24 protein-coding genes and 1 tRNA gene are annotated in these 25,945 nt (G+C 61.1%); 17 read left to right on the top strand and 8 right to left on the bottom strand.

Annotation, left to right across the window (positions count from 1 at the left end; genetic code table 11):
- The first annotated feature begins 56 nt into the window (after window positions 1-56).
- Genes OSA81_02185 through OSA81_02170 form a run of 4 tightly spaced genes read left to right on the top strand, consistent with a single transcriptional unit; the run spans window position 57 to window position 3,101 of the window.
- Entirely contained in the window at window positions 57-722 is a 666-nt protein-coding gene (locus tag OSA81_02185; protein ID MDE0897802.1) for a site-2 protease family protein, read from the top strand.
- The gene (locus OSA81_02180) at window positions 713-1,555 is read left to right on the top strand and encodes a segregation/condensation protein A (GenBank protein MDE0897801.1); all 843 of its coding nucleotides are present in this window, start codon (window positions 713-715) and stop codon (window positions 1,553-1,555) included. Before OSA81_02185 ends, OSA81_02180 begins: the two co-directional genes overlap by 10 nt.
- Window positions 1,552-2,346 (top strand): SMC-Scp complex subunit ScpB, encoded by a 795-nt coding sequence (gene scpB / locus OSA81_02175; protein ID MDE0897800.1) that lies wholly within the window; start codon window positions 1,552-1,554, stop codon window positions 2,344-2,346. Before OSA81_02180 ends, scpB begins: the two co-directional genes overlap by 4 nt.
- Before the next feature lie 11 nt (window positions 2,347-2,357).
- A complete protein-coding gene (locus OSA81_02170; protein ID MDE0897799.1) occupies window positions 2,358-3,101 on the top strand; it encodes a pseudouridine synthase in 744 nt (247 codons plus the stop codon).
- A 793-nt stretch (window positions 3,102-3,894) separates the two neighbouring features.
- On the opposite strand, the gene OSA81_02165 is transcribed toward OSA81_02170, so the two are convergent.
- Entirely contained in the window at window positions 3,895-5,349 is a 1,455-nt protein-coding gene (locus tag OSA81_02165) for a TrkH family potassium uptake protein (GenBank protein ID MDE0897798.1), read from the bottom strand.
- Window positions 5,349-6,725, bottom strand: coding sequence for a Trk system potassium transporter TrkA (trkA, locus tag OSA81_02160; GenBank protein MDE0897797.1), 1,377 nt, complete (start codon window positions 6,723-6,725; stop codon window positions 5,349-5,351). The genes OSA81_02165 and trkA overlap by 1 nt, the downstream gene beginning before the upstream one ends.
- A gap of 126 nt (window positions 6,726-6,851) precedes the next feature.
- Here trkA and OSA81_02155 point away from each other — a divergent pair.
- Both OSA81_02155 and OSA81_02150 read left to right on the top strand, forming a co-directional pair.
- Window positions 6,852-6,925: transfer RNA gene (locus tag OSA81_02155), tRNA-Ile, on the top strand.
- Between the two features lie 678 nt (window positions 6,926-7,603).
- Window positions 7,604-8,014 (top strand): hypothetical protein, encoded by a 411-nt coding sequence (locus OSA81_02150; GenBank protein MDE0897796.1) that lies wholly within the window; start codon window positions 7,604-7,606, stop codon window positions 8,012-8,014.
- A 60-nt stretch (window positions 8,015-8,074) separates the two neighbouring features.
- Here the strand turns inward: OSA81_02150 and OSA81_02145 are convergent, their stop codons facing one another.
- Window positions 8,075-8,443, bottom strand: coding sequence for a peptide chain release factor-like protein (locus OSA81_02145; GenBank protein ID MDE0897795.1), 369 nt, complete (start codon window positions 8,441-8,443; stop codon window positions 8,075-8,077).
- A gap of 101 nt (window positions 8,444-8,544) precedes the next feature.
- Between OSA81_02145 and OSA81_02140 the strand changes: the two genes are divergently transcribed.
- Together OSA81_02140 and OSA81_02135 are read left to right on the top strand one after the other, a co-directional pair.
- A complete protein-coding gene (locus tag OSA81_02140) occupies window positions 8,545-9,621 on the top strand; it encodes an AI-2E family transporter (GenBank protein ID MDE0897794.1) in 1,077 nt (358 codons plus the stop codon).
- A gap of 1 nt (window position 9,622) precedes the next feature.
- Window positions 9,623-10,132: a hypothetical protein gene (locus tag OSA81_02135; protein MDE0897793.1), complete on the top strand. Its 510-nt coding sequence runs from the start codon at window positions 9,623-9,625 to the stop codon at window positions 10,130-10,132.
- Between the two features lie 58 nt (window positions 10,133-10,190).
- Here OSA81_02135 and OSA81_02130 read toward each other — a convergent pair whose 3' ends face one another.
- Entirely contained in the window at window positions 10,191-11,159 is a 969-nt protein-coding gene (locus tag OSA81_02130; GenBank protein MDE0897792.1) for a hydrolase, read from the bottom strand.
- Between the two features lie 38 nt (window positions 11,160-11,197).
- On the bottom strand, window positions 11,198-11,746 hold the full coding sequence (locus OSA81_02125) for a DNA-3-methyladenine glycosylase I (GenBank protein MDE0897791.1): 549 nt from the start codon (window positions 11,744-11,746) through the stop codon (window positions 11,198-11,200).
- Between the two features lie 152 nt (window positions 11,747-11,898).
- Here OSA81_02125 and OSA81_02120 point away from each other — a divergent pair, with 152 nt between their 5' ends.
- The 8 genes from OSA81_02120 (at window position 11,899) to OSA81_02085 (ending at window position 21,439) form a co-directional block, all read left to right on the top strand.
- The gene (locus OSA81_02120; protein MDE0897790.1) at window positions 11,899-12,162 is read left to right on the top strand and encodes a hypothetical protein; all 264 of its coding nucleotides are present in this window, start codon (window positions 11,899-11,901) and stop codon (window positions 12,160-12,162) included.
- 389 nt (window positions 12,163-12,551) lie between these two features.
- Window positions 12,552-13,190 carry a TetR/AcrR family transcriptional regulator gene (locus tag OSA81_02115; protein MDE0897789.1) on the top strand — a complete coding sequence of 213 codons (639 nt, stop codon included), beginning with the start codon at window positions 12,552-12,554 and terminating at the stop codon, window positions 13,188-13,190.
- A 34-nt stretch (window positions 13,191-13,224) separates the two neighbouring features.
- Window positions 13,225-14,748 carry a TolC family protein gene (locus OSA81_02110; GenBank protein ID MDE0897788.1) on the top strand — a complete coding sequence of 508 codons (1,524 nt, stop codon included), beginning with the start codon at window positions 13,225-13,227 and terminating at the stop codon, window positions 14,746-14,748.
- Entirely contained in the window at window positions 14,745-15,896 is a 1,152-nt protein-coding gene (locus OSA81_02105; GenBank protein ID MDE0897787.1) for an efflux RND transporter periplasmic adaptor subunit, read from the top strand. Before OSA81_02110 ends, OSA81_02105 begins: the two co-directional genes overlap by 4 nt.
- Before the next feature lies 1 nt (window position 15,897).
- On the top strand, window positions 15,898-19,398 hold the full coding sequence (locus OSA81_02100) for an efflux RND transporter permease subunit (GenBank protein ID MDE0897786.1): 3,501 nt from the start codon (window positions 15,898-15,900) through the stop codon (window positions 19,396-19,398).
- A 337-nt stretch (window positions 19,399-19,735) separates the two neighbouring features.
- Entirely contained in the window at window positions 19,736-20,680 is a 945-nt protein-coding gene (locus OSA81_02095) for an alpha/beta hydrolase (protein MDE0897785.1), read from the top strand.
- Window positions 20,677-20,943, top strand: coding sequence for a hypothetical protein (locus OSA81_02090; GenBank protein MDE0897784.1), 267 nt, complete (start codon window positions 20,677-20,679; stop codon window positions 20,941-20,943). Before OSA81_02095 ends, OSA81_02090 begins: the two co-directional genes overlap by 4 nt.
- Window positions 20,936-21,439 carry a GNAT family N-acetyltransferase gene (locus tag OSA81_02085; protein MDE0897783.1) on the top strand — a complete coding sequence of 168 codons (504 nt, stop codon included), beginning with the start codon at window positions 20,936-20,938 and terminating at the stop codon, window positions 21,437-21,439. Before OSA81_02090 ends, OSA81_02085 begins: the two co-directional genes overlap by 8 nt.
- 45 nt (window positions 21,440-21,484) lie before the next feature.
- Here the strand turns inward: OSA81_02085 and OSA81_02080 are convergent, their stop codons facing one another.
- From OSA81_02080 to OSA81_02070, 3 genes are read right to left on the bottom strand one after another with little or no spacing between them, the layout of a single operon-like run.
- Entirely contained in the window at window positions 21,485-22,381 is an 897-nt protein-coding gene (locus tag OSA81_02080; protein MDE0897782.1) for a M55 family metallopeptidase, read from the bottom strand.
- 34 nt (window positions 22,382-22,415) lie between these two features.
- Complete coding sequence (locus OSA81_02075) at window positions 22,416-23,414, bottom strand: nitronate monooxygenase (GenBank protein MDE0897781.1); 999 nt, start codon at window positions 23,412-23,414, stop codon at window positions 22,416-22,418.
- Complete coding sequence (locus OSA81_02070; GenBank protein MDE0897780.1) at window positions 23,414-23,902, bottom strand: hotdog fold domain-containing protein; 489 nt, start codon at window positions 23,900-23,902, stop codon at window positions 23,414-23,416. Before OSA81_02070 ends, OSA81_02075 begins: the two co-directional genes overlap by 1 nt.
- Before the next feature lie 608 nt (window positions 23,903-24,510).
- Here OSA81_02070 and OSA81_02065 point away from each other — a divergent pair.
- Window positions 24,511-25,839 carry an MATE family efflux transporter gene (locus OSA81_02065; GenBank protein ID MDE0897779.1) on the top strand — a complete coding sequence of 443 codons (1,329 nt, stop codon included), beginning with the start codon at window positions 24,511-24,513 and terminating at the stop codon, window positions 25,837-25,839.
- Window positions 25,840-25,945 lie beyond the last annotated feature (106 nt).

The raw sequence follows: 25,945 nt of genomic DNA, 5'->3' as shown, positions 1-25,945 counted from the left end.
CCTGGATGGGATCAACGGGTAGGGACGCGTTCAACGTGGAGATACCTTAGTCGGATATGGACGCACTTATCCTGATTCCGGTTCTGATGTTTTCCATCGTCGTGCACGAGGTCGCCCATGCGTGGCAGGCCCGGCGCGAGGGGGACAACACTGCCCATGATCTCGGACGAATTACCTTCAATCCGATCCCTCACCTCGATCTGTTCGGATCGGTCATTGTGCCCGCCATGCTGTACGCCTCCGGCACGGGGTTCCTGTTCGGGTGGGCGAAGCCGGTGCCGGTGAATCCGGCTAACTATCGTGAGTACGTCGCGGGTGACATTCGCGTGTCGATGGCCGGGATCGTTTCGAATCTGATCCTCGCGGCGATCTCGACGGTTCTGCTCGCGATCGTCGTGAAAGCAGATGCGATGACGAGCGGTGGTGAGATGGTCCTCAACCCGCTTCGCCAGGGGCTCGAGTGGTCGCTACTCATCAACCTGGTGCTGGCGTTCTTCAACCTGCTGCCCATTCCGCCTCTCGACGGCTCGCATGTTCTGGCGCATCTGCTGCCATCAGGACTCGCGACGAAATATCGAAACTTCGGACAGTACGGAATTCTGGCGCTGATCGGCATCATGTATCTGGGCCGATACACTGGCTTTGATCTGTTTTCCATTGTTCTGTGGCCCGTGTACTTCTTCGTCGACATCGCTTACTGGTTCATACGCTTGTGGATCTGACCGTCGCCGAGGGTGCTCCAGATCGCGAGGGGTTTTTCCTGGTCGAGCTCGACCGGTTCCAGGGACCGCTCGACCTCCTTCTACATCTGATTCGCACGCAGGATATCGACATCTTCGATATCCCGATCTCGCGGATCACGGATCAATTTCTCGGGGCTATCAATAAGCTCGAAGCCCATGATCTGGACTCGGCAGGCGAGCTCCTCGAGATGGCCGCTGCCCTGATCCACATCAAGGCGCAAATGCTCCTCCCTCGCCCCATCGAGGACGAGGACGCCGATCCTCGGGCTGAACTGGTGCGTCGGTTGCTCGAGTATGAACAGATTCGAGAAATCTCGGAGCGGCTCAGGGCGGCTGAGGCCGATCGGGGCCGAAGGCGAGGGAAAGGATACGCTCCGGCGCGCCCTCGTCGACCGATCAATGAAATCCCTCTAGAAACCACGTGGGATGAAGTGTTCGCCGCGGCGCTAAAGGTCGAAATGCCTGTGCCGTACCAGCGGGAGCACAGGGTGACGACACGGACAGTCACCATGGAGGAGAAATCGGTCCTTATTCTCGAATCCTTGAAGAGCTCCACACGCGTCGAGTTCAGTCGCCTGTTGGAAGGGTTCAAGGATCGATCTCATGGCGTCATGACCTTCCTTGCCGGATTGGAGCTAACGCGGCGCCGGATCCTCTTTCTTCGCCAGACACGGCCGTTCTCCGAGCTCTGGATCTATCGACGAGAAGAAGGTGACGAGGTGCAAGTGGAGGCCGGTCAGGAAGGGAAGCAGGACGAGCAGGAATACGTACCCACAGCCGAACCAGTGAATGACGAAGGAGCCGACGTTTGAACGTTCATCAGATCGTTGAGGCCGTGCTGTTTGCCTCCGACGCACCGCTCACAGCAGATGAGATCGCCCGAGCGGATGAATCGCTCGACGAGGATCAGGTTGAGGAGGCTCTCCAGTACCTGAGGGCCGAGTATGACGATGCGGGTCGCTCGTTCCAGATCACGGATCTCGCGGAGGGCTACCAGATCCTGACCCGTCCCGAGCTCGCACCGTACCTGGAACGGTTCGACACGGTGCCGCGGCCATCACGACTGTCTGGCCCGGCCCTCGAGACCCTTTCGATCGTCGCCTATCGGCAGCCGATCGGTCGTCTAGAGGTGGAGTACATCCGGGGGGTGGGTGCATCCGGGGTCATGCGCTCCCTCGTCGATCGTCGACTCATCGACATCGTTGGCCGTGCCGAAGGGCTGGGTCGCCCCCTGCTGTATGGCACGACCACCTTCTTTCTGGAGCATTTTGGCTTCAAGTCTCTTGAAGATCTGCCGCGACCCGACGAGTTGCCGGTGTTGTTGCGTGAGCGGATTCCACTCGGGTCGGAAGAGCCGACTGAAAAGGACGATGCCCAGCTCGAGCATGGCGAGGGCGAGGGTGACAATGGAGCCGAACACACACGCAGCGAGGCTGCTGACGAGGAGGAGCCGGTCCATGAGGCCGAGGAGAATGCCATCGTTGACGAGGTCGAAGATCTGGAGGTCGCGAATGATCTAGATGCGGCAGGTCACGATGAGCTTCGTGCTGAGGACTCTGATGACGACGAGACGGATCGCACCCCAGATCCAGCGGGAGGCTGAGGGCCACCCACATGGCTGATCGACAAACCCCCGAGGCTGTTCGCCTGCAAAAATATCTGTCTCAGGCGGGGGTCGCTTCTCGGCGGGAGGCTGAGCGGATGATGCTCGCGCTGCGAGTTACCGTGAATGGAGACACCGTGTCCGAACTGGGTGTGCGTGTGGTGCCGGGACAGGATGAAGTCCGACTGGACGGGGCGGTGGTTGGCGAGAAAACCGAACGGTGGATCGCCTACCACAAGTCGCCGGGTGTTCTGACGACCCGCTCGGACCCCCACGGGGGCCGCACGATCTACGACGAATTGCCGGATGATTGCGGAGGACTGCGGTACGTCGGGCGCCTCGACAGGGACGCAGAGGGTCTGATCTTGCTCACAAATCAGGGCGACGTCGCCCACGAGCTCCAGCACCCGAGTTCCGAGGTAGAGCGTGAGTACCGTGTCGAGGTGGCTGGCCGCGTGACCCGTGACACCACCGGCCGTCTCTTACGAGGGGTTCAGCTTGATGACGGTCCCGCAAAGCCGAAACGGATTCAGCGGGTGAAGCCAGGTGAGGTGACGTCAAATCTGACCGTCGTGCTGATCGAGGGACGGAAGCGCGAGCTGCGCCGACTGATGGCCGCGGTTGGCCACCCGGTAATCCGCCTGAGCCGTGAGCGCTTCGGGCCGATCGCGCTCGGGACACTCGCACGCGGCTCCTACCGAAAGTTGTCCGGGAAAGAAATCAGTCAGCTTAAGCGGGCGGCCGGGATGCTCTAACGCAACTCGACGAGTACTACTTCAACTGGTCTGGACTCGGCGGCATTGTCCAGCAAAAGCGTCTCAAATATCCCCCAACCCGGGCGGATCCGGCGGCTTCGAGCGATGTGGTCCAGCCATCCGGGCGTGTTAGCTCTAGTCGACCGTCGTGGATTATCACCACCGCTACCGGTGCTTCCTCCACTCGCCAATCCAGTTTCCCCCCGGGGGTGAGAACGACCCTGCTATAGGCGAACCAGGTGTTGGGCTGACTTTGCGTCTCGCCAGGCCGCGCGGGTGGTCCGGCCTTGTTCGCGGCTGGCCGAGAGATCCCTCTGCTTCTGCTCGCGTTTGCGATGAGACGAAATATCGTTTGCCCGACGTTCGTGACCTGATGGGTCACCGGCTGCTCTCTGTACGAGGTCACTCCACGCACTGATCCGATCCTTCCGGGAGGCGGATCTCGTGAAACCGTCCCTTTCCACGAGCCGTCGACCGATCGCTGATCGGTCGATGAGATGCCGATCGTCACGTACGAGATCGGGGTGCTGTGGGTGTGCAGCAGCGTGGTGTCGCCAGGCTGAATCTGTACATTGAGCACCCACATCCGGGTCGATTCGTACGGGAGCCTGTGTCTCGGCTCCTACTGGACCGGGACCACGCGCTGAGACAGTGCCGCCTCTGGTAGCAGGGCGGCGTGGACTGCAGATCTCGATGAGATGAGTAGCGCGGTGAGCAACGGGGAAGGCATCAGCCGAACGATCATCCTCAAGAGAACTCCTCCGGAGAACTTCTTCGAAGGTGCGTCGTGCCACTAATGGAAAGAGCGGCGACCCTTCCACAATTCGGGGTGGAACAGCAACAGGACCGTATAGATCTCGAGCCGGCCCACGAGCATCAGGAACGTCAGTACCGCGAGGCCCGGCGAAGATATCCACCCATAGTTGTTGGTCGGGCCCAATTCTGCGAAAGCAGGACCGACGTTTCCCACCGAAGCGATACTGCCTCCGATCGCGGTCAATGGGTCGATTCCGGTCATTGCCAAGGCCATCGCTCCGGCCAGGCAGAGCAGGAGGTAGAGGATCACGAAGGCGACGACCTTTGTCGCGACCTCCTCCCGGACTGGCTTCGTGCCGATGCGCGTTACGAAGACCGCCCGGGGATGCAGGTGTTTTCGAAGCTCATTACCCGTCTGCTTGAGGAGCAGGAGCACACGTAGCGCCTTGATCCCACCACTGGTACTGCCGGCCATTCCGCCAACGAAGAAGAGAGCGAACAGAAGCATGCGCGCACCAGGCACCCACTGTGCGTAGTCGGCGCTGACGTAGCCCGTGGTCGTGGTGATGGCCATGACCTGAAAGAGGCCGTCACGAATGGACGACTCGACGCCGGAGCCCGAGCCGCTCGCGAGGTTGAGTACGGTGACCACCGCAGCAGCCACGAGCAGGATCATCGTGAAGAAGCGCCATTCCGCGTCCTTCAGGTACGCGAGTCGCCCGGTCGCTGCTCGGAAGTGGAGCGCGTAGTTCACGCCGGCTAAGTACATGAACACGATCGTGACCCACTGGATGAACGGCGACATCTGGGCCATGGACGTGTTGCGGGTACTGAATCCCCCCGTGGCCATGGTCGAGAAGCTGTGGTTGATCGCATCGAATGGCCCCATGCCGCCCAGCAGATATAGCAGCGCTAGCAACGCTGTCAGACCGAAGTATACGAGCCATAGAAGCTCGGCTGTCTGGGCAATTCGGGGTCGTAGGCGTTCTGGGGTCGGCCCCGGGACCTCTGCCCGAAAGAGCTGCATGCCTCCGACGCCGAGGTAGGGCAGGACCGCGATCACGAGCACGATGATGCCCATGCCGCCGATCCAGTGCGTCAGGGAACGCCACAGAAGCACCCCGTGGGGCAGGGACTCGATGTCGGCGAAGACGGTGGCGCCCGTCGTCGTGAACCCGGACATCGCTTCGAAGACGGCTGCGACCGGATCGTCCAGGACACCGGAGAACAGGTAGGGGAGCCCTCCGAAGACCGCTGTTGCTGTCCAGGCCATTGTGACGATGGCAAAGCCCTCTCGGACGGTGACGTCGCCCTCGAAGCGGGTGAGCATGTAGACGCCCCCCCCAACGAGGAATGTGATCCCGGCCGACTGAAAGAAGGCGGTCGCGTCTCCGTCACCGTACGCGAGGGCGACCAACCCCGTGAGGACGAGTGAGAGGGCGATGAATACCTGCAGCAGCCCGACGACGTTGGCGACCTTCCGGAGTGACATTAGCCGAAGAGCGCCTCGACGTGATGGATCGCCTCTGGCATGGCGAAGACGATGACGTCGTCACCAGGGCGCAGCACGTCCTCACCGCGCGGGAGTATGATCTCCTCGTCTCGGAGGATGGTCCCGATGACGGCCTCCTTCGGAAAGTCGACATCCTTCAAAGCCTGACCCGCGATCCGGGAGTCGCCGCCGACGACGAACTCGATGACCTCGGCCTCGATACCGGAGAGGGAGGCGACGGTCATGACCCGGCCGCGCCGGATGCGCCGGAGAATCGCGTTGACCGTGGACATGCGGGGGGAGATCGCTGCGTCCACACCGACGGCAGGAATGAGCTTTAGGTACTCGAATTTGTGAACGAGGCTCAGCACCTTTACGGCCCCGGCCTCTTTCGCAATGAGGCTCGACAGGAGGTTGGTTTCGTCGTTTCCAGTCGCGGCGATGAATCCGTCGGATCCGCTGACGCCCTCCATTTCGAGCAACTCCAGATCGGTCGCGTCCCCGTGCAGGACGAGTGATCGGGTCAGATGTTCAGCCAGTTCCACGCATCGACGTCGGTCTCGATCGAGGAGCGTGCACTCGACGTGCATCTCCTCAAGTAGCTCAGCGATATACTGCCCCTCTGTGCTGCCCCCGGCGATCATCACGCGCTTCAGGTCGAAGGCGTCGTAGCCTGCGAGCGGCGGCACTGTATCGATTTCACTCGTCGGCACGAGCAGGTAGATACGATCACCGGCTTCGATGGTTGAGTCTGCCTTGGGGATCTGGGTCTTCCCGTCACGAACGATCGCGGCGGTGACGTAGTGGTAGCCTCCGGAGAACTGAGCCCGCAGATCGCGGATGGACTTGCCGGCTACGGGGGCTCCCTCCCTAACCTTCAGACCGACTAGCTGCACGCGGCCGTCCGCGAACTCCGCCACTTCCGTAAACGCGGGATTCTGGAGGAGTTGGACCGTCTCACGAGCGCACTCCCGCTCCGGATTGACCATCAGATCGATGCCCATGTGCTCTTGGGAGAGCACTGCGTCGGTCTCGTAGTAATCCGGGTTCGAGATCCGTGCGACCGTGTATGGGACTCCCAGGCGTTTCGCAGCGAGGCAGGCGATGAGATTCACTTCATCATGGCTCGTGACGGCCAACAGCATGCTGGCCTCCCGCACTGACGCCTGCTCGAGAGCGGAGACGGAAGCCCCGTTGCCGACCACGGTCTGGACGTCGAGTTGTTGGGCCGCGTGCTCGGCCTGCTCCGGGCCCGCCTCGATGACGACGACGTCCTGGTGTTCCTCGGACAGTCGCTGCGCGAGATGGTATCCCACCTCACCAGCGCCAACCACGACCACTCTCATGGCAGCGGTACCCCGCATTCTGCGATGCATGCTCCGTCCGGATGGTCCGGAGCCGACCGAGTAAAATTAGCCTCCTGCGGGCACCGCCAATAGTGCCACTACGCTCGCCGGTGCCGCCTGACAGCACCTCGGGTCGTGCGCTATCTTCACAGGCTCGGGCCCGTAGCTCAGTTGGTTAGAGCAGCCGACTCATAATCGGTAGGTCCCAGGTTCAAGTCCTGGCGGGCCCACTGGCCGAGGCCCCTTCGATCGGAAGGGGTCTCGGCGTTCTGTTCTTCAGCATTCGGATTCGTTGCATTTCATCTGAGAGTGAAACCAAAATCATCACAGTCTCAGGTCAGAACTCACGAGACGGGGGGAGGCGCAGGGAGCCTGGATCGGGGCTCGGTGGCGCGTGTTGGCTGTCGCGGTCCTAGTGCGATTTGCGTTCAACAAGCTCGTGGGTTTCCGAGTCGGCATGGAAGGCGTGAATGATCGTAGGCTCGGTTTTGTCGATCACTTCCACAGACCCTCATGAAGCCGCCACCGGTCTGTGGTAAATGCGGAAAACTGACCTTCGCTAGCAAGGCGAAGGCAGAGGAAGCGGCCTATCGCCTCCAGCACGATCATGGCACGCGACTTTATGCGTATGCGGACCACGGCGGATGGCATCTCACGGCTGACACACTTCAGGGCAAAGGTCGAGCGCATCGTGGCTGAAGCGGGCGAATAATCATCTGCAGTCAGTGGGGTTCCGCCGGCTGCCTGGGAGGCAGGCCTTCATTGCCTCCTCACCTCCCGCTCCCCAGCCTCTGAGTATCATCCACAAGGAGGACATATGTCGGGCGGGGGTTTCTGTGAGCGGCGTTGAGGGGCCTATCCTGAGTGATTCGATACGCGAGTGCGGTTCCTGCTCTGCCTGCTGCACCGTGCTGGGCGTTCATGAGATCAAGAAGGGCACGTACCAGACCTGCGAGCACCTCTGCGAGGCGGGCTGCGGGATCTACGCGGAACGCCCGGGATCGTGCCAGACGTTCGAATGCCAGTGGTTGCGCGGAGTGCTTGAGGTCGATGGAGCCATCGACACAGAAATGCGCCCGGACGCCTGCGGCGTGATCTTCGACTACCAGCCTGAACCGATGTTCGGCGAGGTGTTCACGGCATGGGAGGTGGAGCCTGGTGCGTCGGCCAGCAGCCACGCGAGGAGCATCGTCAAGGGACTCGCGGAGAGATTCCTTGTCATGATCGTGACCCGCGGCCTGGACGGCGAGAAGAGGCCAGGTGAAGGCAGCTTCGTCGGTTCGCCACATCTGGTGACGCAGGCGGCCGACGCGATGTAGAGCGGGAAAGCGAGATGATCCACCTTGCGTTCTCGCTAGACATTTCTAGATGTCGAAGGGTCACTCCTCCGGTTGTGGAGGCTTCCGAAGCCGCTTCGTATCGCCGCGTTTTCGTTTCGCTTCAAGGCGCTTTCGCTTGGTCGCCCGGGAGGGCTTCTTCGCAGGCTTGCGGGGCTTCACCACTCGATTCAACTCCTCGAGACGTGCCCGGAGCCGCTTCAGCGCCAGCGATCGGTTTCGGAATTGGCTGCGTTCATCTCTGGCGATCGCGCGCACACCAGTGGGCATGTGAACGAGCCGCACGCCGCTCTCGGTGGCGTTCTGGTGTTGACCACCAGGGCCACCCGCACGGAAGGTGTCGACGCGACACTGTCCGAGCAGTGCTTCGTCGTCGTCCGGAATCGAGACTGTGAGACGTTCGTCGGTCATGGCTTCACGACCAGATCGTTGACTGGACATCCTATGGAAGAACCCGAGCCAAGGAGCTACTGTACGGCCTCGACGGCATCGAACTGCTCCAACAACCCTTCATGATAATAGATCAGACGGACCAGAACCCAGGCGCGAAGGTTCTCTTCAGTCTCGCCTGTTTAGTCGTGATCGTGTTCGGTCTCCAGTTCGCAGCTCCGATTCTGCTGCCCTCCGCCCTGGCTCTGTTCCTCGCGGTGTTGAGCCTGCCGATGATGGTCTGGCTTCGGAAACACGGGCTACCGAAGGCTAGCGCCATCATTCTGCCGCTCATCGTCAATGTGGCTGTAGTCTTCCTGCTGATTCTCGTGGCGAGCAGCTCGGTGTCCGAACTTCAACGGGAACTGCCGACCTACATCAACACGCTGCAGCAGCTTCAGGTCGTGTGGATTGAGTCGTTCGAGGCTCGAACTGACATCATCATGAGTGACTGGGTCGATACCGACCTGCTCTTCAATCCAGGTGCGATCCTCGGCTTTGCAGGGGGCGCGGTTGGGTGGGTCACACGCCTCCTGTCGATGACGTTCTTGGTCTTCCTCATCATGGCGTTCATGCTGAGTGAGGCTTTGGTGTTCCCGGCCAAGTTCCAATACCTGACCGGCCGTAACGGTCTCGAAGAGGATCGCCTCTCCAAGGTTGTTACGGAGGTTCAGAGCTACCTCGGCATCAAGACGGTGATCTCGCTTACGACAGGCCTGATCCTTGGCAGCTGGGCGTATGTGATGGGGCTCGACTTCCCGGTCCTGCTGGGCCTAGCGGCTTTCCTGCTCAACTATGTGCCGACGGTTGGATCGATTATCGCCGCGATTCCCGCTGTTCTTCTGAGCGTCATTCTCTACGGCTCCGTGGGTCACGCGTTTCTCGTCGCTGCTGGTTATGTAGTCGTGAATTTGGTCTTCGGAAACATCATCGAACCCAACCTTCTGGGTCGCCGGCTCGGGCTGTCCACGCTGGTTGTGATCCTGTCTCTGTTGTTCTGGGGATTCATATGGGGCCCGCTGGGTGCACTGCTGTCCGTTCCGCTGACCGTAGTCCTCAAGATCTGGCTCGAGAACACTCCAGACCTTCGATGGGTCGCGATCCTTCTCGACAAAAATCCTCCGCCGGTCGCAGATGTGACTGCGGACGCGGGAGACTGATATGCCACAAGTCCCTTTTTCGGAACTTCCTGATCACGGACGTCTCTGGGTGTTTCCCCTGAGTCGGACCCTTGAGGCGACAGAAGGCGAAGCGTGCCTGAGCGTAGTGGACTTGTTCCTCGAGCGATGGGCGGCCCACGGCATGCCGCTTCGGTCCGCGCGTGCACTACTCGACGATCAATTCCTGCTGATCGGTGTCGATGTCGATGCAGAAGCGCCGTCTGGTTGCTCGATTGACGCGCTCGTGAATCAGCTCAGAGCGATGGGGCAGAAGATTGACATTGCGTTTATCGATCATTCTTCAGTTTGGTACCGGAAAAATGGTGAAGTAAGGACAGCGACCCGAGGTGTTTTCAGGGAGCTGGCGAAGGCCGGCGACGTGGATTCACGAACCCACGTCTTCGACACCAGTCTGACTCGTGTGGATCAGTACCGTGCGGGTAATCTGGAGCGTGAGGCCGCCGCCACCTGGCATGGACGCGCCTTCTTCAAGAACACACTGCCGGCCTGACCTTGGGCCCACACCTCGCGTTGTCGGGGCCTCCTGTCTGTCGGGTGCTGTCAGTGCCTCAAACCAACGCATCCGCGAGGAATGCCGCGCCGGCTCTGTCGCCCCAGAAGTCTGGCTTCCGGAGAGATCCCTGGATGAATCCGACGTGCCCGCCGTAGTCGGTCGTCACCATACGAATGTCGGGATTCGCTGCTGCTCTCGCTTCCGGGATCGAGTCCGCGGGAAGGAACGGGTCATTGCGCGCGTGAAGGAGCAGGGTCGGTACCCGAACCTCGGGCAGGAAAGCGGCGCTCGAACAGCGCCGATAGTAATCGTCCGCGTCGTCGAAGCCGTTCAGGGGTGCCGTAACGGCCTCGTCGAACGCCCGAATGGTACGAGCACCGTCGACCTGATCCATGTCGAGTACCTCGGCGAGGCGGTCGCGCTTGGTGGACACCTTCTGCCGTAATGACCGCATAAAATAGTCGCTGTAGACGCGTCCCATGACAGATCGCTCAAGCAGGGAGCATCCCGCAGACAGATCGTATGGCACCGACATGGCAACGCATGCATCCAGCATCCCGGTCCCACCGTCGTCTCGCTCGCCCATCGCTTTCAGGATCATGTTGCCACCGAGAGAGAAGCCCATCGCGCCGAGTCTGCGGTCAGGGAAACGCTCGCGAATCGTTTTCAGTACGAGCCCGGGGTCAGAGGTCTCTCCCGAGTGATAGAAGCGCAGTTGCCGATTAGGCTCTCCACTACATCCTCTGAAGTTCATGGCGACAGCCCTGACACCACGCTGGAGAAGTTCGCGCGCCACGTTGCGCATATATCGGCGGTCGGAGGACCCCTCGAGCCCGTGCAGCAGTAGGACGATCGGCGCTCCCTCTCGGGGGTCAAACGTCCAGTCGAGATCGATGAAATCGTCGTCGGATGTTTCGAGTCGCTCCCGTTCGAAGTCCGGGCCGTCTTCGGATCGCAACCACCGGGCGAGCAGTGTCTGAGCGTGCGGCCCACGAGCCCACCATGGTGCCAGGAAGGGCTCCATCGGTTTCAAAGTCCGCGCCCTGGTCGTATTGGGCAACGTCAGTCCATCCATCGTGGCTTGAGGGCTGCGACCTCGTCGAAGACGGGGCACCCCTCGACGTGAGCCCCCGGGAGGTATCCGAGACTCATCAAGAATTCACCCGTGATCTCGCCACCCGTAAAGCGGAACGTCTTCTTGAAGAGGCCTACCCAGTCTGCCTTTTCGAGCGGGTGATGTACGTCCAGCCACTCAGCGAACGAACCATGCGACGCGCGCAGTTCCAGAATGCGCTGAGCGTTCGAGATCGCCGCATCGACCTTCAGTCTGTTCCTGATAATTCCAGTGTCGGCGAGGAGGCGCGCCCGGTCGACCTCGCCGTATTCGGCCACGGCGTCGACGGAGAAGCCGCTGTAGGCGGCTCGAAATCCTTCCTTTTTTCTCAGGATCGTGATCCAGCTTAACCCCGCCTGATTGATCTCCAGGAGCATCCGACCGAAGAGGGCATCGTCATCGTAGATGGGGAAACCGTACTCGCGATCGTGATAGGGGCCATGAAAATCATGCCCCTGGGCGATGTAGCAGTAACTGTTCTTGGGAAACTCACTCACCGGTGCGGCTCCCATGGATCACTGATCGGCAGGGTTCGTACTACGGGTCGTATGTGACGATCCGGTACTGTGCAGGGCTACCCGTTTGCGTCGCCACGGATCCTGAAACGCTTTCGTCGGCGGGCACGCAGGGCCCGCTGACGAGGTTGTCCATGAGGTTAAAGGGAATTGATGGGACTCACCACGCTCGGCGTATTGTAGGCGCTGACCGTGGCGGGCGAGGGAGACAGGACTCCGGTCTTGCGGGCCTCTGCGGTCGTGCACTTACCGGCGAGGATCACCTGCGTGTTCGAGCAGCGGTCGCTCTGACCGCCATCTTCGGGTCCGCTTTCCCGTTTTCGGGTTACGGTTGGGCGGGCAATTCTGAGACGTTCGAGTTTGACAATGGCTTTTACTCGGTCGGCGCCAACGCCTAGTTGCTGGATGGCCCCTTCCGGATCGATGGGGGGATACGGCCTGAGGGATCCCAAGGGCTTCCGCCTGGATTTCTATCTAGACGCCATCCTCTGACACACTTGCGTTGGGCCTAGCCGGAGCGGGGGACGGGCTGCTTCGAACGTGCCCCTAGGGAAACACCTTCATTGAGAGCCAGGTGACCCTGGGTCTGGAATGGGATGGATTCAGATCACGCTGACCGGGGGGGGGGAGGGCAGGGCCACGGATACGTAGTCGTGTGCGGCGAGAAATATGTGGCACGTCAGCGACCGTTGCGGTATCCGGTTCGCACCTTTTGGCACTAAACAGTGTTATCTCCATAGGGCCGTTCGCCGTTGACCTGTGCTGGCGCCTTGTTTACAGTGTTCACATGAATGGTCAACGTGAACGGATTCTCGCCTGCGCTTGCGAATTGTATCTCAAGGTCGGGCTGGACGGGTTTTCCATGCGAAAGCTGGCAAGGGACCTTGGCGTTACGGCACCGTCGATCTATCGACACTTTGAAGGCCGTGAGGAGGTCTTGGGCGAAGTGCTCAGGGAAGCTCACAGGACGTTCTCCGGGTACCTCTACGCTGCGCTGAACGAGCCTACGCCGCTCGACCGTTTCATCGGTGCGGGAGAGGGATATCTGAACTTCGTGGTCGAGCATCCGCGCTGGTACAGCATCATGCACACCGGGATCGACCATTTGGGTATGGACGCTCTGCCCGCCGACATCGAAGGGATGCAGGCCGGGATCCACCAGTTCTGGATGGACCGAGTCCGGGAGTGCATCCAGGCGGGCATCCTCAAGGACGGGGACCCCGAACTCATATCCGTCACGATGTCGGCCCACGCGCACGGCATGGTGCAGCTCTATCACGAAGGGTGCTTCCCGGGGACAGAGGCCGAGTTTCGGCTGCTGTTCAAGCAATCCGGCACCCGGATGATGGTAGGGGTGGCGACGGACGACTTTGCAGTTCAGCTAACCCAAATCGTCTTTGACGAAGCAACCCAACTCCAAGATTGAGATTCGATACATGAGGAAGTGGAATGAGGAAGGGATGAATAGCGATTTGATCCGCCCTCGGCGGACTTTGATATCTGGCATCGGCGTGGCGGTGACGATGAGCCTTATGGCCGCGGGGCAGGTTGCGGGGCAATACGCTCCGTCGCCGGAAGCGCAGGAAGCTCCGGTACCCGTCGGGCTGACAGGTCTCGTTCGCTCGGCGCTCGGGACGAACTACCAGCTGATCGGCGCTCGAGAGGCCTACGAGACTGCCCAGGAGCAGGTCTCCGAAGCGTGGAGCAGCGTGATGCCGTCGATCGACTTCAACGCGTCCTATCAGCGGAACATCGCTGCTGCGGTGAACTTTCTCCCGGCCATCATTTTTGATCCGAGCGCGGGACCGGACGATTTCATCCCGGTCCAGTTCGGAGCGGACAACGTCTGGAATTCGACGATCGTGCTCGAGCAGCCGATCTTTCGGCCGAACGTCATCGTGGCGCTCGGCGCGGCCAAGCGCTTTGAGGACCTCCAGAGCGAAACGGTCCGCGGGCAGGAGCAGTCCGTCGTGACACAGGTGCGGACCTCCTATTACACCGTGCTTCTCGCCCAGGAGCAGGCGCGCCTGACCGACAACTCGTTACGGCGAGTGCGCGAGTCTCTGGCTGAGACCCAGGCGCTGAACCGAGCAGGGCTCGCGGACGACTACGATGTGCTCCGCCTTGAAGTGGAACTCGCCAACCTGGTGCCGAACCTTCGCCGTGCACAGAACGCCGTGCTGCAGGCCCAGCGTGAGCTCGCCGTCCTCGTGAATTTCGACGATCACGAGGCCCTAGTCGTGGAGGGCTCACTCGCGGAGATGGACTTGAATGACATCGAGGCGAACTCACCACAGAATCTTTCGATTCTGCGGTTTAACGGAGCGCCGATCGATGGACTCGAGGGTGTTGAGGCCGCTCTGGAGAAAGGCTTGGCACGCGGTGTCGAGATGCGGTCTGATCTTCGACAGCTCGCACTGACCGAAGAGTTGCGTCGCACCGAGATGAAGGCAGAGCAGGCGACTTATCTTCCTGAAATTAGTCTCTTCGGGAACTACGTGATCAGCGCCCAGAGTAATGGATCGCCAAGCTTCTTCGGCGGTAGTGACGGGCAGCGAGCCGATTCGAAATTTGTCGGACTCCGGGTGAGCCTTCCGATCTTTCAGGGGTTCCGTCGGGATGCGCGAATTGACCAGAAGCGGGCCGGTATGCGTCAGGCTCAGGCCAATGCTCAGCAGGGAGTCCAGGTCGCGGAGAGCCAGATTCGCACCGTTATGGAGGCCGTAGAAGAAGCGTACCTCAGAGCTAACGGGCAGGGACTTGCGGTTCAGCAGGCGCAGCGTGGCTTCGAGATCGCGAGCGCGCAGTATGCGGAGGGACTTTCGAGTCAGCTGGAGCTGGCCGATGCCGAGGGCGCTCTCCGCCAGAGTGAATTCAACTACGCGCAGGCAGTTTTCGACTACCTCGTTTCCCGGGCCCAGTTCGACGAGGCCACGGGGCAGGTACCCCTCGTAGATGTACGCCTGTATGAGAGGGGGCAATGATGAATACCAACGACGACCAACGTGTGGCGATGTGGACTGTGATGGGGATGAACGCGGAGATGTTCGACATGAGAAGCAGAGCGATAAATGTGCTGGTGGTCGGGGCCCTCTTGGTTCTGGCGGGTTGCGGGTCAGCGCAGGCTGACTCGGCGGACGACGTTGCTGCGAGCGAGGAGTTCGTCCGAGTGATCAACGTCGAAGTCGCACTGATCGCGACCGAGACGTTCGTGGAGGAAATTCGCCTCACCTCGGTCGCGATGGCCAATCAGGACGTCATGCTTGAGGCAGAAGAGACCGGCCGTATCGTCCGCATTTATGTGGACCGAGGGGATCGCGTCGGTGCAGGGGATCGCATCGCAAAAATCGACAATCGAGTGCTCCAGGCCCAAGTAAATCAGGCCTCCTCCGCGGCGCAGCTGGCCCAGCAGACATGGGAGCGTCGAAAGCGTCTGTTCGAGGAAGAGCAAGTCGGATCTGAGATCGCCTATCTCGAAGAGAAGTTCGGGGCGGAACAGGCGGCCGCCACGCTTCAGGGGTTGGAAGAGCGGCTCGCCCGGACGGTCGTCCGAGCACCCTTTGCGGGCATCCTTGACGAGCGGCATGTCGATGTGGGCACGATGGTGGGTCCAGGGAAAACGGTGGGTCGTCTTGTGGACCTCGACCCGATCAAGGTCTTCGCTGGCGTGCCCGAGCGCTACGCGACGGACGTGCACGTGGGGGCCCGGGCTCAACTGGTCTTCGAAGCGGTGGGTACGGAGGTATATGCCGCGCCAATTCGCTATGTCGGCGCATCGATCGATCCGCGCAGCCGGACATTCCCAATCGAGATTGAGGTGCCGAACCAGGACCATTCGATCAAGCCACAGATGGTCGGCAACATGGCGATTACCCGCCAGGAGGTCGCTGAGGCCATCGTCGTACCGCAGGACGCATTATTGCGCGTCGAAGACGGATACGTGGTGTATGTCGCGATTGAGCAGGGTGGCCACATGGTCGCCGAGGTCCGCGGCGTCATCCTGGGGCCTACGCGCCGGAACCTGGTCGTGGTTGAGGACGGTCTTGTGGCTGGGGAGCAACTCGTGGTAGTCGGTCAGAAGTCGGTAGCGAACGGAGATCGCGTGAACGTCGTCGCGAACCAGGGGGGCTGACATGACCAACGATGAGAATGGCTCCCGCGACCATGTCGAACGTGGAGTTCTCGAGGACTTCAAGGAATTCCGACTGACGAGCTTTGCCGTCGATCACAGGACCTCGATCGTCGTGCTCCTTTTCATCATCGTACTCATGGGGAGCTTCGCGTACCGGTCCACCCCGAAAGAGTCGTTTCCTGAACTCGCGATTCCGATCATCGCGGTCAACACGGTCTATCCCGGCGTATCGCCCGCCGACGTGGAGAGCCAGGTCACGCGCGTGATCGAGGAAGACCTGTCGACGATCAGTGAGATCAAGGAACTGACGTCTACTTCGGTCGAAGGCTACTCGAGCGTGGTCGCGGAGTTCGAGGCGACTGTGAATCTCGACGAGGCGCTGGCCAAGGTTCGTGAGAAGGTCGACCTGGCGAAATCCGACCTCCCGCAGGACTCGGAAGAACCGAGCATCGTGGAGTTCAATTTCTCGGAGATTCCGGTCCTTCAGGTGAACCTGTCCGGTGAGTACGGACTGGTCCGACTCAAGGAACTTGCCGAGGACCTGCAGGATCGACTGGAGACGCTCCCAGCAGTCTTGCGCGCAGATCTTCGCGGGGGACTGGAGCGTGAAGTGAAGGTCGACGTCGATCTGTCGAAGATGAACTACTATGGCGTCGCTCTACAGGACGTGATCGACGCGATCCGAAACGAGAACGTGAACATCCCCGGTGGATCCATCGACGTGGGCGACACGAAATACCTCGTCCGAGTCGACGGGGAGTTCGAGGATCCATCGCTCATCGAAGAGCTCGTCGTCACGACCCAGGACGGACGTCCGATCTACGTGCGTGACGTGGCGAGTGTCGACTTCGGCTTTGCCGAGCGCGAGAATTTTGCACGGATGGGTGGTCGCTCCGTCGTGACGCTCGACGTGATAAAGCGCGGTGGTGAGAACATCATCGAGACGTCAGCTGCGATTCGGGCGGAAGTCGAGGCGATGGGGGCGGTACTGCCGCCAACGACGAGAATCGAGATCACATCCGATCAGTCCGAACAGATCGAGGAGATGGTTTCGAGCCTGGAGAACAATATCATCAGTGGTCTGATTTTGATCGTCGGGGTGTTGTTCTTCTTCTTGGGTGCGAGCACTTCGATGTTCGTAGCGGTCTCGATTCCGGCGTCGATGTTCCTCTCCTTCATAGTGTTGAAGGTGATGGGTTTGTCGATGAACATGATCGTGCTGTTCAGCTTGATTCTCGCGCTGGGCATGCTGGTCGATAACGCGATTGTAGTGGTCGAGAACATCTACAGGTATCTGGAAGAAGGGTGGGATCGAAAGACCGCTGCGAAGAAGGCGACGGGTGAAGTCGCCCTCCCGATTATCGCGGCTACCGCGACTACACTGGCGGCGTTTGCACCGCTTCTGTTCTGGCCGGGACAAGTCGGCGAGTTCATGGGCTTCATGCCCAAGACGCTTATGGTCACGCTGACGAGTTCACTCTTCGTGGCACTCGTCATCGTACCAACACTGTGCGGCATGCTGATGCGGGTCGACGGCACCCCGCCTGAACCGCTGACGAAGCCCGCACGTGTGACCCTGCTGGTCGGGGCGGTGATCTTTTTCATGACCACGACTAACGCCAACCCGGTGACGGGAGGGATGCTGGCGGCCACCATCGTGGGGTTGTGGCTCCTGCACCACTTCGTGCTGGCGCGAGCAGGACGGTGGTTCCAGGATCGTTTCCTTCCTCGCCTGATGGACGGGTACGAGGTGAGCATTCGATGGTCGCTCGGGCATCGAGCAGCTTTGATCGGGATGACGGTCGTCGCGTTCATCGCGACGTTCGCGATCTATCTGGCGACACCTCTGGGGAATGGATTGGAGTACTTCCCAGAAGACATGCCTCCGCCGCAGCTCCTGGTGGACGTAGAGACACCCGTAGGCACCCGAGCAGCCGTGACGGACTCAATCGTGCGCCGCATCGAGGCGGAGCTTTCTCAAGTTGCTGGCCGGAGTGACTGGGAATCAATCGTTGCAGTCGCCGGCGGCGGCGGCGGCGGCGGCAATCCCATGGGCGGCGGGCCCTCCGGCCCAGAGGGCGGGCGAGTGACGATCTCACTCATCGACTTCCAAGACAGAGAACAGAACGCCTTCGAGACGCTTGCGAATATGCAGGCGACGATCGGGACTCAAATAGCCGGTGCTACGATCACGGTGGGTAAGGTCGAGGACGGCCCTGTCCAGGGTGCCCCGGTCAGTATCGAGCTTATCGGTGAGGATGGCGATCAGTTGAAGCAGATGTCCGATGATGTCATGTCGATCCTCGAAGGTGCGCCGGTCTATCCGAAGTTGGCGGGTCTCGATAGCGATATGGACGCGGCTCGTCCGGAGTTGTCGGTTGAGGTCGATCGCGAGAAGGCCGCGCTGTATGACCTGAATTCTCAGAAGATCGGAATGGCCATCCGAGGAGCCATCAACGGCATGGAGGCGGCCAAGTATCGGACCGGAAACGACGAGTACGACATCATCGTGCGACTGGCTCCGGAGTACCGAGATGAGCTCGAAGGGTTGCGAGAACTGACGGTCATGGCCGAGGGCGGTGTTCAAGTGCCGCTCGTGGCCGTGGCATCATGGGATGTCGAGGAAGGCGCCGGCTCAATCCGTCGGAAAGATCAGACTCGGATGGCCACCATCACGTCCAACGTGGCGGCCGGGTACGCGAACAACGATGTATTGGCTGAGGTTCAGTCGACACTTGCCGGCTATGGTGAAACGCTGCCACCTGGCTACACCATGCGCTATTCAGGGCAGTCGCAGGACCAGGACGAGGCCACTGCGTTCCTCAGTGGAGCCTTCCTGACTGCCCTCATGCTCATCGGCTTCATCTTGATCAGTCAGTTCAACTCGGTCATCAAGCCGATCATCATCCTGACGTCGGTCATCATGTCGACGGCAGGCGTTCTGATCGGTCTTATGATTTTCCGGATGCCGTTCGGAATCATCAACACCGGTGTTGGCATCATCTCCCTCGCTGGGATTGTGGTGAACAACGCGATCATCTTGATCGACTACATCGACATTCTGAGAAATCGTGACGGCATGAATCGGCGTGAGGCGCTGGTTGTGGGCGGGAAGACCCGTCTGCGGCCTGTCGTATTGACCGCGCTGACGACGGCACTCGGCATGGTCCCACTGGCGATTGGTCTGAATTTTGACTTCTTCGGGCTCTACAGCACACTCAACCCGGATGTCTACTGGGGTGGTCAGCAGGCCGCGTGGTGGGGACCGATGGCGGTCGCGATCATCGCCGGAATCCTGTTTGCGACCTTCCTGACGTTGATTCTGGTGCCGGTGATGTACTCGCTGGTCGATGACTTCTCCGACCTGTTCAAAAAGTACTTCGTCTACGACAAGGGCGAATCGACCGAGTCCGCCGCCGAGTTGGTGGTCCGGGCGGACGCGCCCGTCCGGGGTCGGCCAGCTCTGCCTCTGGCGTCCGTGCCGCAGCCTGAGGCGAGTTAACCGTTCCCGGGCTAGAGAGCCTCTATTCGGTGCGGCCTGGCTCGGCGTAGTGCGTTTCGTGAGCCAGCGGGTTTGGAGTGATCGCTAACCTCTAGGCGGCGAACCTCATCCGCTCGCTCGTGTTCGAGGTCACCGGCGGGGACCCAGGTACGTTACTTAACGCAGGGGTTGGCGCATGTGCTGCGGCCCTTCTCGCCGGCGTGCTGTTCCCCGCCGATGCGGCTCGCACCAACCCGCTCGCGCGTCTCGGGCTTGAGTAGGGTTTGCGGTCAGGGCGGTCGGAAGGGCTACTTTGTCCGTTCATGACGTTCAACCTTGATGGAGAGGGAGGGCCCGTTTGAGAAGTTTTTTTCGCACCTGGGTGCTGATCCCCGTGATCTGCGCCTGCGCCGTCCTCCCGCGACCCGATGCGGCAGAGGCACAACGCTCGGCACAGGGCATGTTCAGCCTGGACGATGCCCGGATTTTCTACGAGGTCGTAGGCACTGGCGCCCCGATTATTCTGGTGCACGGGGGTCCCGGGCTTGATCACAACTATCCTCGACCCGGCCTGGACGTACTCGCGAACCAGAACTCACTCGTCTACTACGACCAGCGGGGCACCGGTCGGTCGACGGCGGATGTGACCGCAGACGCGATCAACCTCGACGCCTTCGTGGGCGACATCAAGCAGCTTCGGCTCACGCTCGGCTACGATCAGGTCACGGTCCTTGCTCACTGGTTTGGAGCGTTGATCGGACTCGAGTACGTCATACGGTTTCCGGACAACCTGCACGCGCTCATCCTCATGAACCCGGTTGAACCAGGACAGCGGCTTCAGGACCAGACCGCAGAACGGCAGCGATCACGTTCGCGAGCAGAAGACCGAACAGAGATGGCCGATCTCACCGGAAGCGAGGCGTTTCAGGCTCGCGACCCTGCGACCCTTGGGCAGGTCTATCGCGTCGCGTTCAGACAGGTACTGCGCGACCGCGATAAGATCGACGAGCTGAACCTGGATCTTGCTGGCGCCACAGCCCGCAATGGACAGGACGTCGCGGCACTTCTGGGGGCCAGCCTCGCGCCACCGATAGACTGGTGGGATCGCCTGGCTGGTGTTCGAACTCCGACGCTCGTCCTGCATGGTCGACACGACGCGCCGCCGCTCGACATGAGTCGGGAGTTGGCCGAAGCGCTCCCGGTCGGGTCGTTCGAGTCGTTGAACACCGGTCACTTTCCGTACCTCGAAGATCGCGAGGCACTGCAGCAGGCGATCGCCTGCTGCTTCGCCACACTTCGTTGAAAGACTCACCGCTCCGCCGGGTCGTGATGGTCCTCACGGTCTACCTCATCGTGGGGTGGGTGGTTCTCGGAGTCGCCGAGTGGGCTCGTCGGGTACTGGTACTCCCCGGTCAGTTCGAGACGCTGCTGAGAGGTGGCATGTTTTTAGGGATCCCACTGGCGGCACGCTTGGCATGGAAGTACCCGACACTCGGTCAGAGCGGGGCGACAGATGGGGCGGGTGGGGAGGAACGCGAGGGCGTCACTGAGTCGAGCGGTGAGTAACCTCGAATTCCGGCCCCTCATCGCCGCCGACTGGCCGGCCGTGCGCGAAATCTACCGCGAAGGGATCGCCTCAGGTGACGCCACCTTCGAGACGGAGGTCCCGGAATGGGACGTGTGGAACTCTTCGAGGCTTCCGTCCTGCCGTATCGTGGCGACCCGACGTGAACATGTCGTAGGGTTCGCCGCGGTCAGCCCGGTCTCAAAGCGCCCGGTATACGCCGGCGTCTGCGAGGTCATCGTCTATGTCGCCGGAGCCTTTCGTGGACAGGGGGTGGGCAAGGCCCTCATGTCCGAGCTGGTTACCCAAACCGAGACTGCCGGGATCTGGACGCTTCAGGCGAGCATCTTCCCCGATAACGTCGCCTCCCTCCGAGCCCACGAGCAGGCCGGTTTTCGCGTGCTCGGCAGAAGAGATCGGATTGCGCGTTTCCACGACGGCCGATGGCGCGACACCGTCATCCTGGAGCGGCGCAGCGATTCCGTGGGCACTTCTTAGTGCTGCTCAGGTCGAGAGACGGCGGAGACCCACCGGCCACCGCACTCAGGGCGTGATACTGACGGAGTAGCTCGTGGTGAATTCGATGAACTTCGAGATCTCGGTCATGTCCTGGCCCACAAAGCGAATCGTGTGAGCGTCGACTCGGTCGACGTTGGGCAGGTACGCCATCAACTCCGCAGGCATATAGTTCTTGAAGGAGATCTCGAGTTCGAGTGGGCCGTTCATGGTATAAGGCTCGAAGTCGTCCAGTCGACCGAGTGCGGCGCGAACCCGCTCACCGATTAGGGCATACGAAGCCTCGGGCATGATCGTCCGCGCGGAGTGGAATCCGAGATTCCATTTCGTGACCGCTCCCTCCATGTCGCCGATCAGTCCCTGCGCCTCCTCGACCACTGCGTCATCCCCGGAAATCATAACAATGGGGACGCCGAAGTCCCCAGCGATCGCCGCGCTGACGCTGGCCTCCATCATCTCGATACCATTCAGTCGCACGGCTGTCAGGTTCGCACTTGAGAACGTGTGGGCGCGGACGCCCCGCATGTTCGTCGTGCTCGCATGGTATCCAATGAGGAACGCGGCATCGAAGCTCTCGTCGATCCCCTCCATCATCATGAGGGGGCGAGGCCACGAGCGGATGAGCTGTATGTCCTGGGGGAGTTCCTCGATTAGCAGATTCTCGCCGTTCCCGTGTGAGTCGGACACGAGGATCTCGGTGGCACCCATCTCTCTTGCCGCAGCGATTGCAGCGTTGACTTCATTCGTCATGAATCTGCGAAAGCGCTGGTACTCGAAACCGGTAGGTCCGAGCTGATCACCCGTGACCGCACCGACCACGCCTTCCATGTCAGCCGAGATGTAGACCTTCAAGCCGTCCTGGCCCTGGGCCGATGTCGCACATGTGAAAGCCAGTGCAGCAGCGAAGAGAGAGGATCGGGTCATCGTGGTTCTCCGAAGTCGGGGAAAGCGTGGGGAGTTATTCGGGAGCAGCTTGGTCGGCGCGAACCGCATCTGCACATTCCTGAACGATTGATGCGGCTGATACAATCGAGTCGATTCGGGCTACCGATCGACCGGCCTGCCAGTATTCCGTGGAGCCCGTGGAGTCGAGCGCGGTGCGCTTGAGTGTGCGGGCTGAGCTAAGCCAGAAGAGACTCCGCATGAGATGCTTCGTCTTCCGGCCTTTGAGCATGCGTCGGGCGATGGGGCCCGCGTGGAGACCGAGCCGCTGAACGTAGGGGGTGTTGATCACCGCGACCGGAACACCTGTGAGCCGCTCGGTCAGTACGATGTCCCGTTCCTTCGAGTCTACGATGGCCTGCTTGTAGGGAGATGACGCTTGGCATTCTTTGGTCGCAATGAAGCGCGTCCCCATCTGGACGCCAGCGTAGCCCATGCGGAGAACCTCGGCGAACTCTGTGCCAGTCGCGATGCCGCCGGCACACACCACAGGGAGACCCAAATCGCCGACGTCGTCGAGGACCGCTTCGGCCGAGAGAGGGCCGGCATGGCCGCCCGCCCGTTTGTTCACTGCGATCAAACCCTGAACGCCGGAGTCCACTGCTTTTTGCGCCCACTTCCGTTCCGTGACGTCGTGGTAGACGACGCCCCCGACTTGAGAAACCCGGTCCACTACCCATTGTGGCTTGCCGAGCGATGTGATGAAGAACCTCACCCCCTCTTCGAGCGCGATGTCGATCCATGCGCTCATCCGCTTCAGGTACGTCTCCGAAGAGGCTTCGATGAGTGCGTTCATTCCGATCGGACGATCCGTGAGTGAACGGATCTTCTGGATCCCTTCGCGGAAGTCCTGACCGAATACGTACGTAAGCGTGACGGGCTGAAGCACACCTAGTGCGCCTGCGTGAGAGGCGGCCGCCACGAGCTCGGAGTTCGAGCACGGGTACATGGGACCACAGATGAGCGGGACGTCCGTACCGGCGTCCCGGGTAAGTGGAGTGTCGATGGCGGCCATCAGCGTGTTGGAACCGGTGAGAGGCGCCAGCGAGCAGCAACTGTGGCGACCACGTCGCCTGCGGCGTCACGGATATCCGCGACGACCGTGTGCTCGATGCTTTCCGTAACCTCGGGGATCTCGATTTCTACGTGAGCCTCCAGAGGCCCTCTGGCTTTTTTTCGGTATGTCACATCGAGTCCGGTAAGAATTCCGCGGATGTCTTCCCCCATGGCTCCGAGTAGTGCCAGGCCGGTCGAAAGCTCTCCAAGATTGGCCAGAGCGATCGCATGAAATGAGCGAAGATGGTTCCGGACCTTCCTGCGATCGGCCAGTGTGATTCTTACCTCCCCGGGCTCGAACAGCTCGACGTGTGCTCCGATCGTTCCGCTGTAGGGGACCATATGGCCCAAGAGCCGGGAGAAAAGCCAGCGACCGCCCGGCAGGGGCGAGAGCCGAAGCCACGCTGAGCGGAGCCGAGTACCTGGAGATTCGTTCGGTCGAGCCATGGAGTTCGTGTCCTGAAGGATTCGCGCGGTATCATCGGCATGCGTGGGTCGGTCGGCAACGCCGAAGAACAAACCAGCCACCTCGAGCGTAGGGAAGGTTACCTCGTACCGATCCGCATCCCGGAGGATGCCGTCCCATGATCCCCTTCCTGGAGACCGTCGTCGCGGCGATCGTCTGGTTAGTCGCGGACGTGGTCTACATTGATCTGAAGCGGTAAGGAGTGCGTGGCCCTACACGTTTCGCAGCCTTCTGGGTACGGACGCCGACGACCTGGATTCCCCTCTTTGCGATTCATGAGGGCGACACCCCCACCTTTGCCCCACCGCCGGACGATGAAGACGCCCTGTTGTTGGCCGAAGTTCGGAGGGATCGTGCGCTACGGGGGGGCGACATCATGCCTGACCTGCGTCCCGCTCCCGAGGAGAGCCTTCGGGATGACGACGATCCTGATCGCGACGATCGCTGGGACCATAGGCCTGCTCCAGAAAGGGCAAACGAGTAGTTCCTCCGGCCTGATGTCGAGGCTGGCCGGGGCCCTGGTGTGAGCGATCCGGCGACCAGGGCACTGCGGGTGCGCCTGCCGGCCTATCGTCCGAGCCGGGCCGATGTGCGTACTCTCGTTGCGCTCGCGGCGCCGGTCGCTCTCGTTCAGATCGGCCTGATGTCCATGGGTGCCGTGGACACCATCATGGTTGGGCGGGTCTCCGCCACCGATCTCGCGGCGGTCGCGATCGGAAATCTTTACTTCTTCGGCATGGCCGTCTTCGGGATGGGGGTGCTGTTCGCTCTCGATCCGGTCATCGCACAGGCGGTGGGTGCGAATGATTCCGTAGGGGTTGCGCGAGGCGTGCAGCGTGGCGGCGTGCTGGCCCTGGGGCTCAGCGTCATCGCCATGATCCTTCTTGTGCCGGCTGGGCCGCTACTCACCCTCGCGCGCCAGCCGGTGGACGTCGTTCCCGTTGCGGCTCAGTACGCGCACGGTTTGATCCTGGGGATTTTCCCCTTCTACGCGTTCGGCGTGCTGAGACAGAGTCTGCAGGCAATGACTCGGGTCCGGCCCATCGTCTTCACGGTCGTGGCCGCCAACCTGGTCAATTTCTTCCTCAACTGGGTGCTGATCTTCGGCAACCTCGGCGCCCCCAGCTTTGGGGCGGCGGGGTCCGCGTGGACGACCAGCGTGAGTCGTTGGTTCATGGTCATCCTTCTCACGGTCATCGCGTGGGGGGACCTGCGTCCGGCGCTTATTCCACTGAGGCGAGAGGCGCTCGCGCTGGCCCCGCTCAAGAGATTCATCAGGGTCGGTGCCCCGATCGGTGCGCAGCAGTGGCTGGAATATGGTGTTTTTGGAGCGGCCGGACTCTTGATGGGCCTCATGGGGACGATCGCTATCGCCAGTCATCAAGTCGCGCTGCAGTTGGCGGCACTCACCTTCATGATCCCGGTCGGGGTCGCCCAAGCTACCAGCGTAGTGGTGGGGCAGGCCGTAGGCCGTGGTGATCCCCCCGGCGCCCGTCGAGCGGTCGGGGCGGGCCTGATCACGTCAACCCTGTTCATGGCTGTCACTGCGGCAATGTTTCTGACAGCGCCCGGGCTGCTTGCCCGAATTTTTAGCTCGGATCCCCGAGTGATCACGGCGGCTGCGCTTCTTCTCCCGATCGCCGGCGTCTTTCAGATCTTCGATGGATTGCAGGTTGCTGGGGCGGGTGCCCTGCGGGGTGTCGGTGACACGCGAGTACCGATGATCATGAATCTCGTCGGATTCTGGTTCATTGGTCTTCCGGTGAGTGCCTGGCTTGGATTCCGTACGGAGTTGGGACCCCGTGGTGTCTGGTGGGGACTCGCCGTCGGTATCGGCGTTGTCTCGGTGCTGCTGTTGGCGCGGATTCGACGGCGGTTCGGGCGCGAGTTGCGCCGCCTCTTAATGGACGACGACTAGACCTGATCGAGTCGTTGCCCGTGCTTCCCCCGCTAGCGAGATTTGTCTACCGGTTGATTTAGCGAGACCGGTTCGTATAACGCTTTTACTAGGTGACATGGGCTTC

The organism is Longimicrobiales bacterium (assembly GCA_028823235.1).
In the GTDB taxonomy this organism is placed as follows: Bacteria; Gemmatimonadota; Gemmatimonadetes; order Longimicrobiales; family Gaopeijiaceae; genus UBA2589.
Note: the sequence above shows the minus strand (reverse complement) of the source record. Positions and strands in the feature narration are given on the sequence as shown.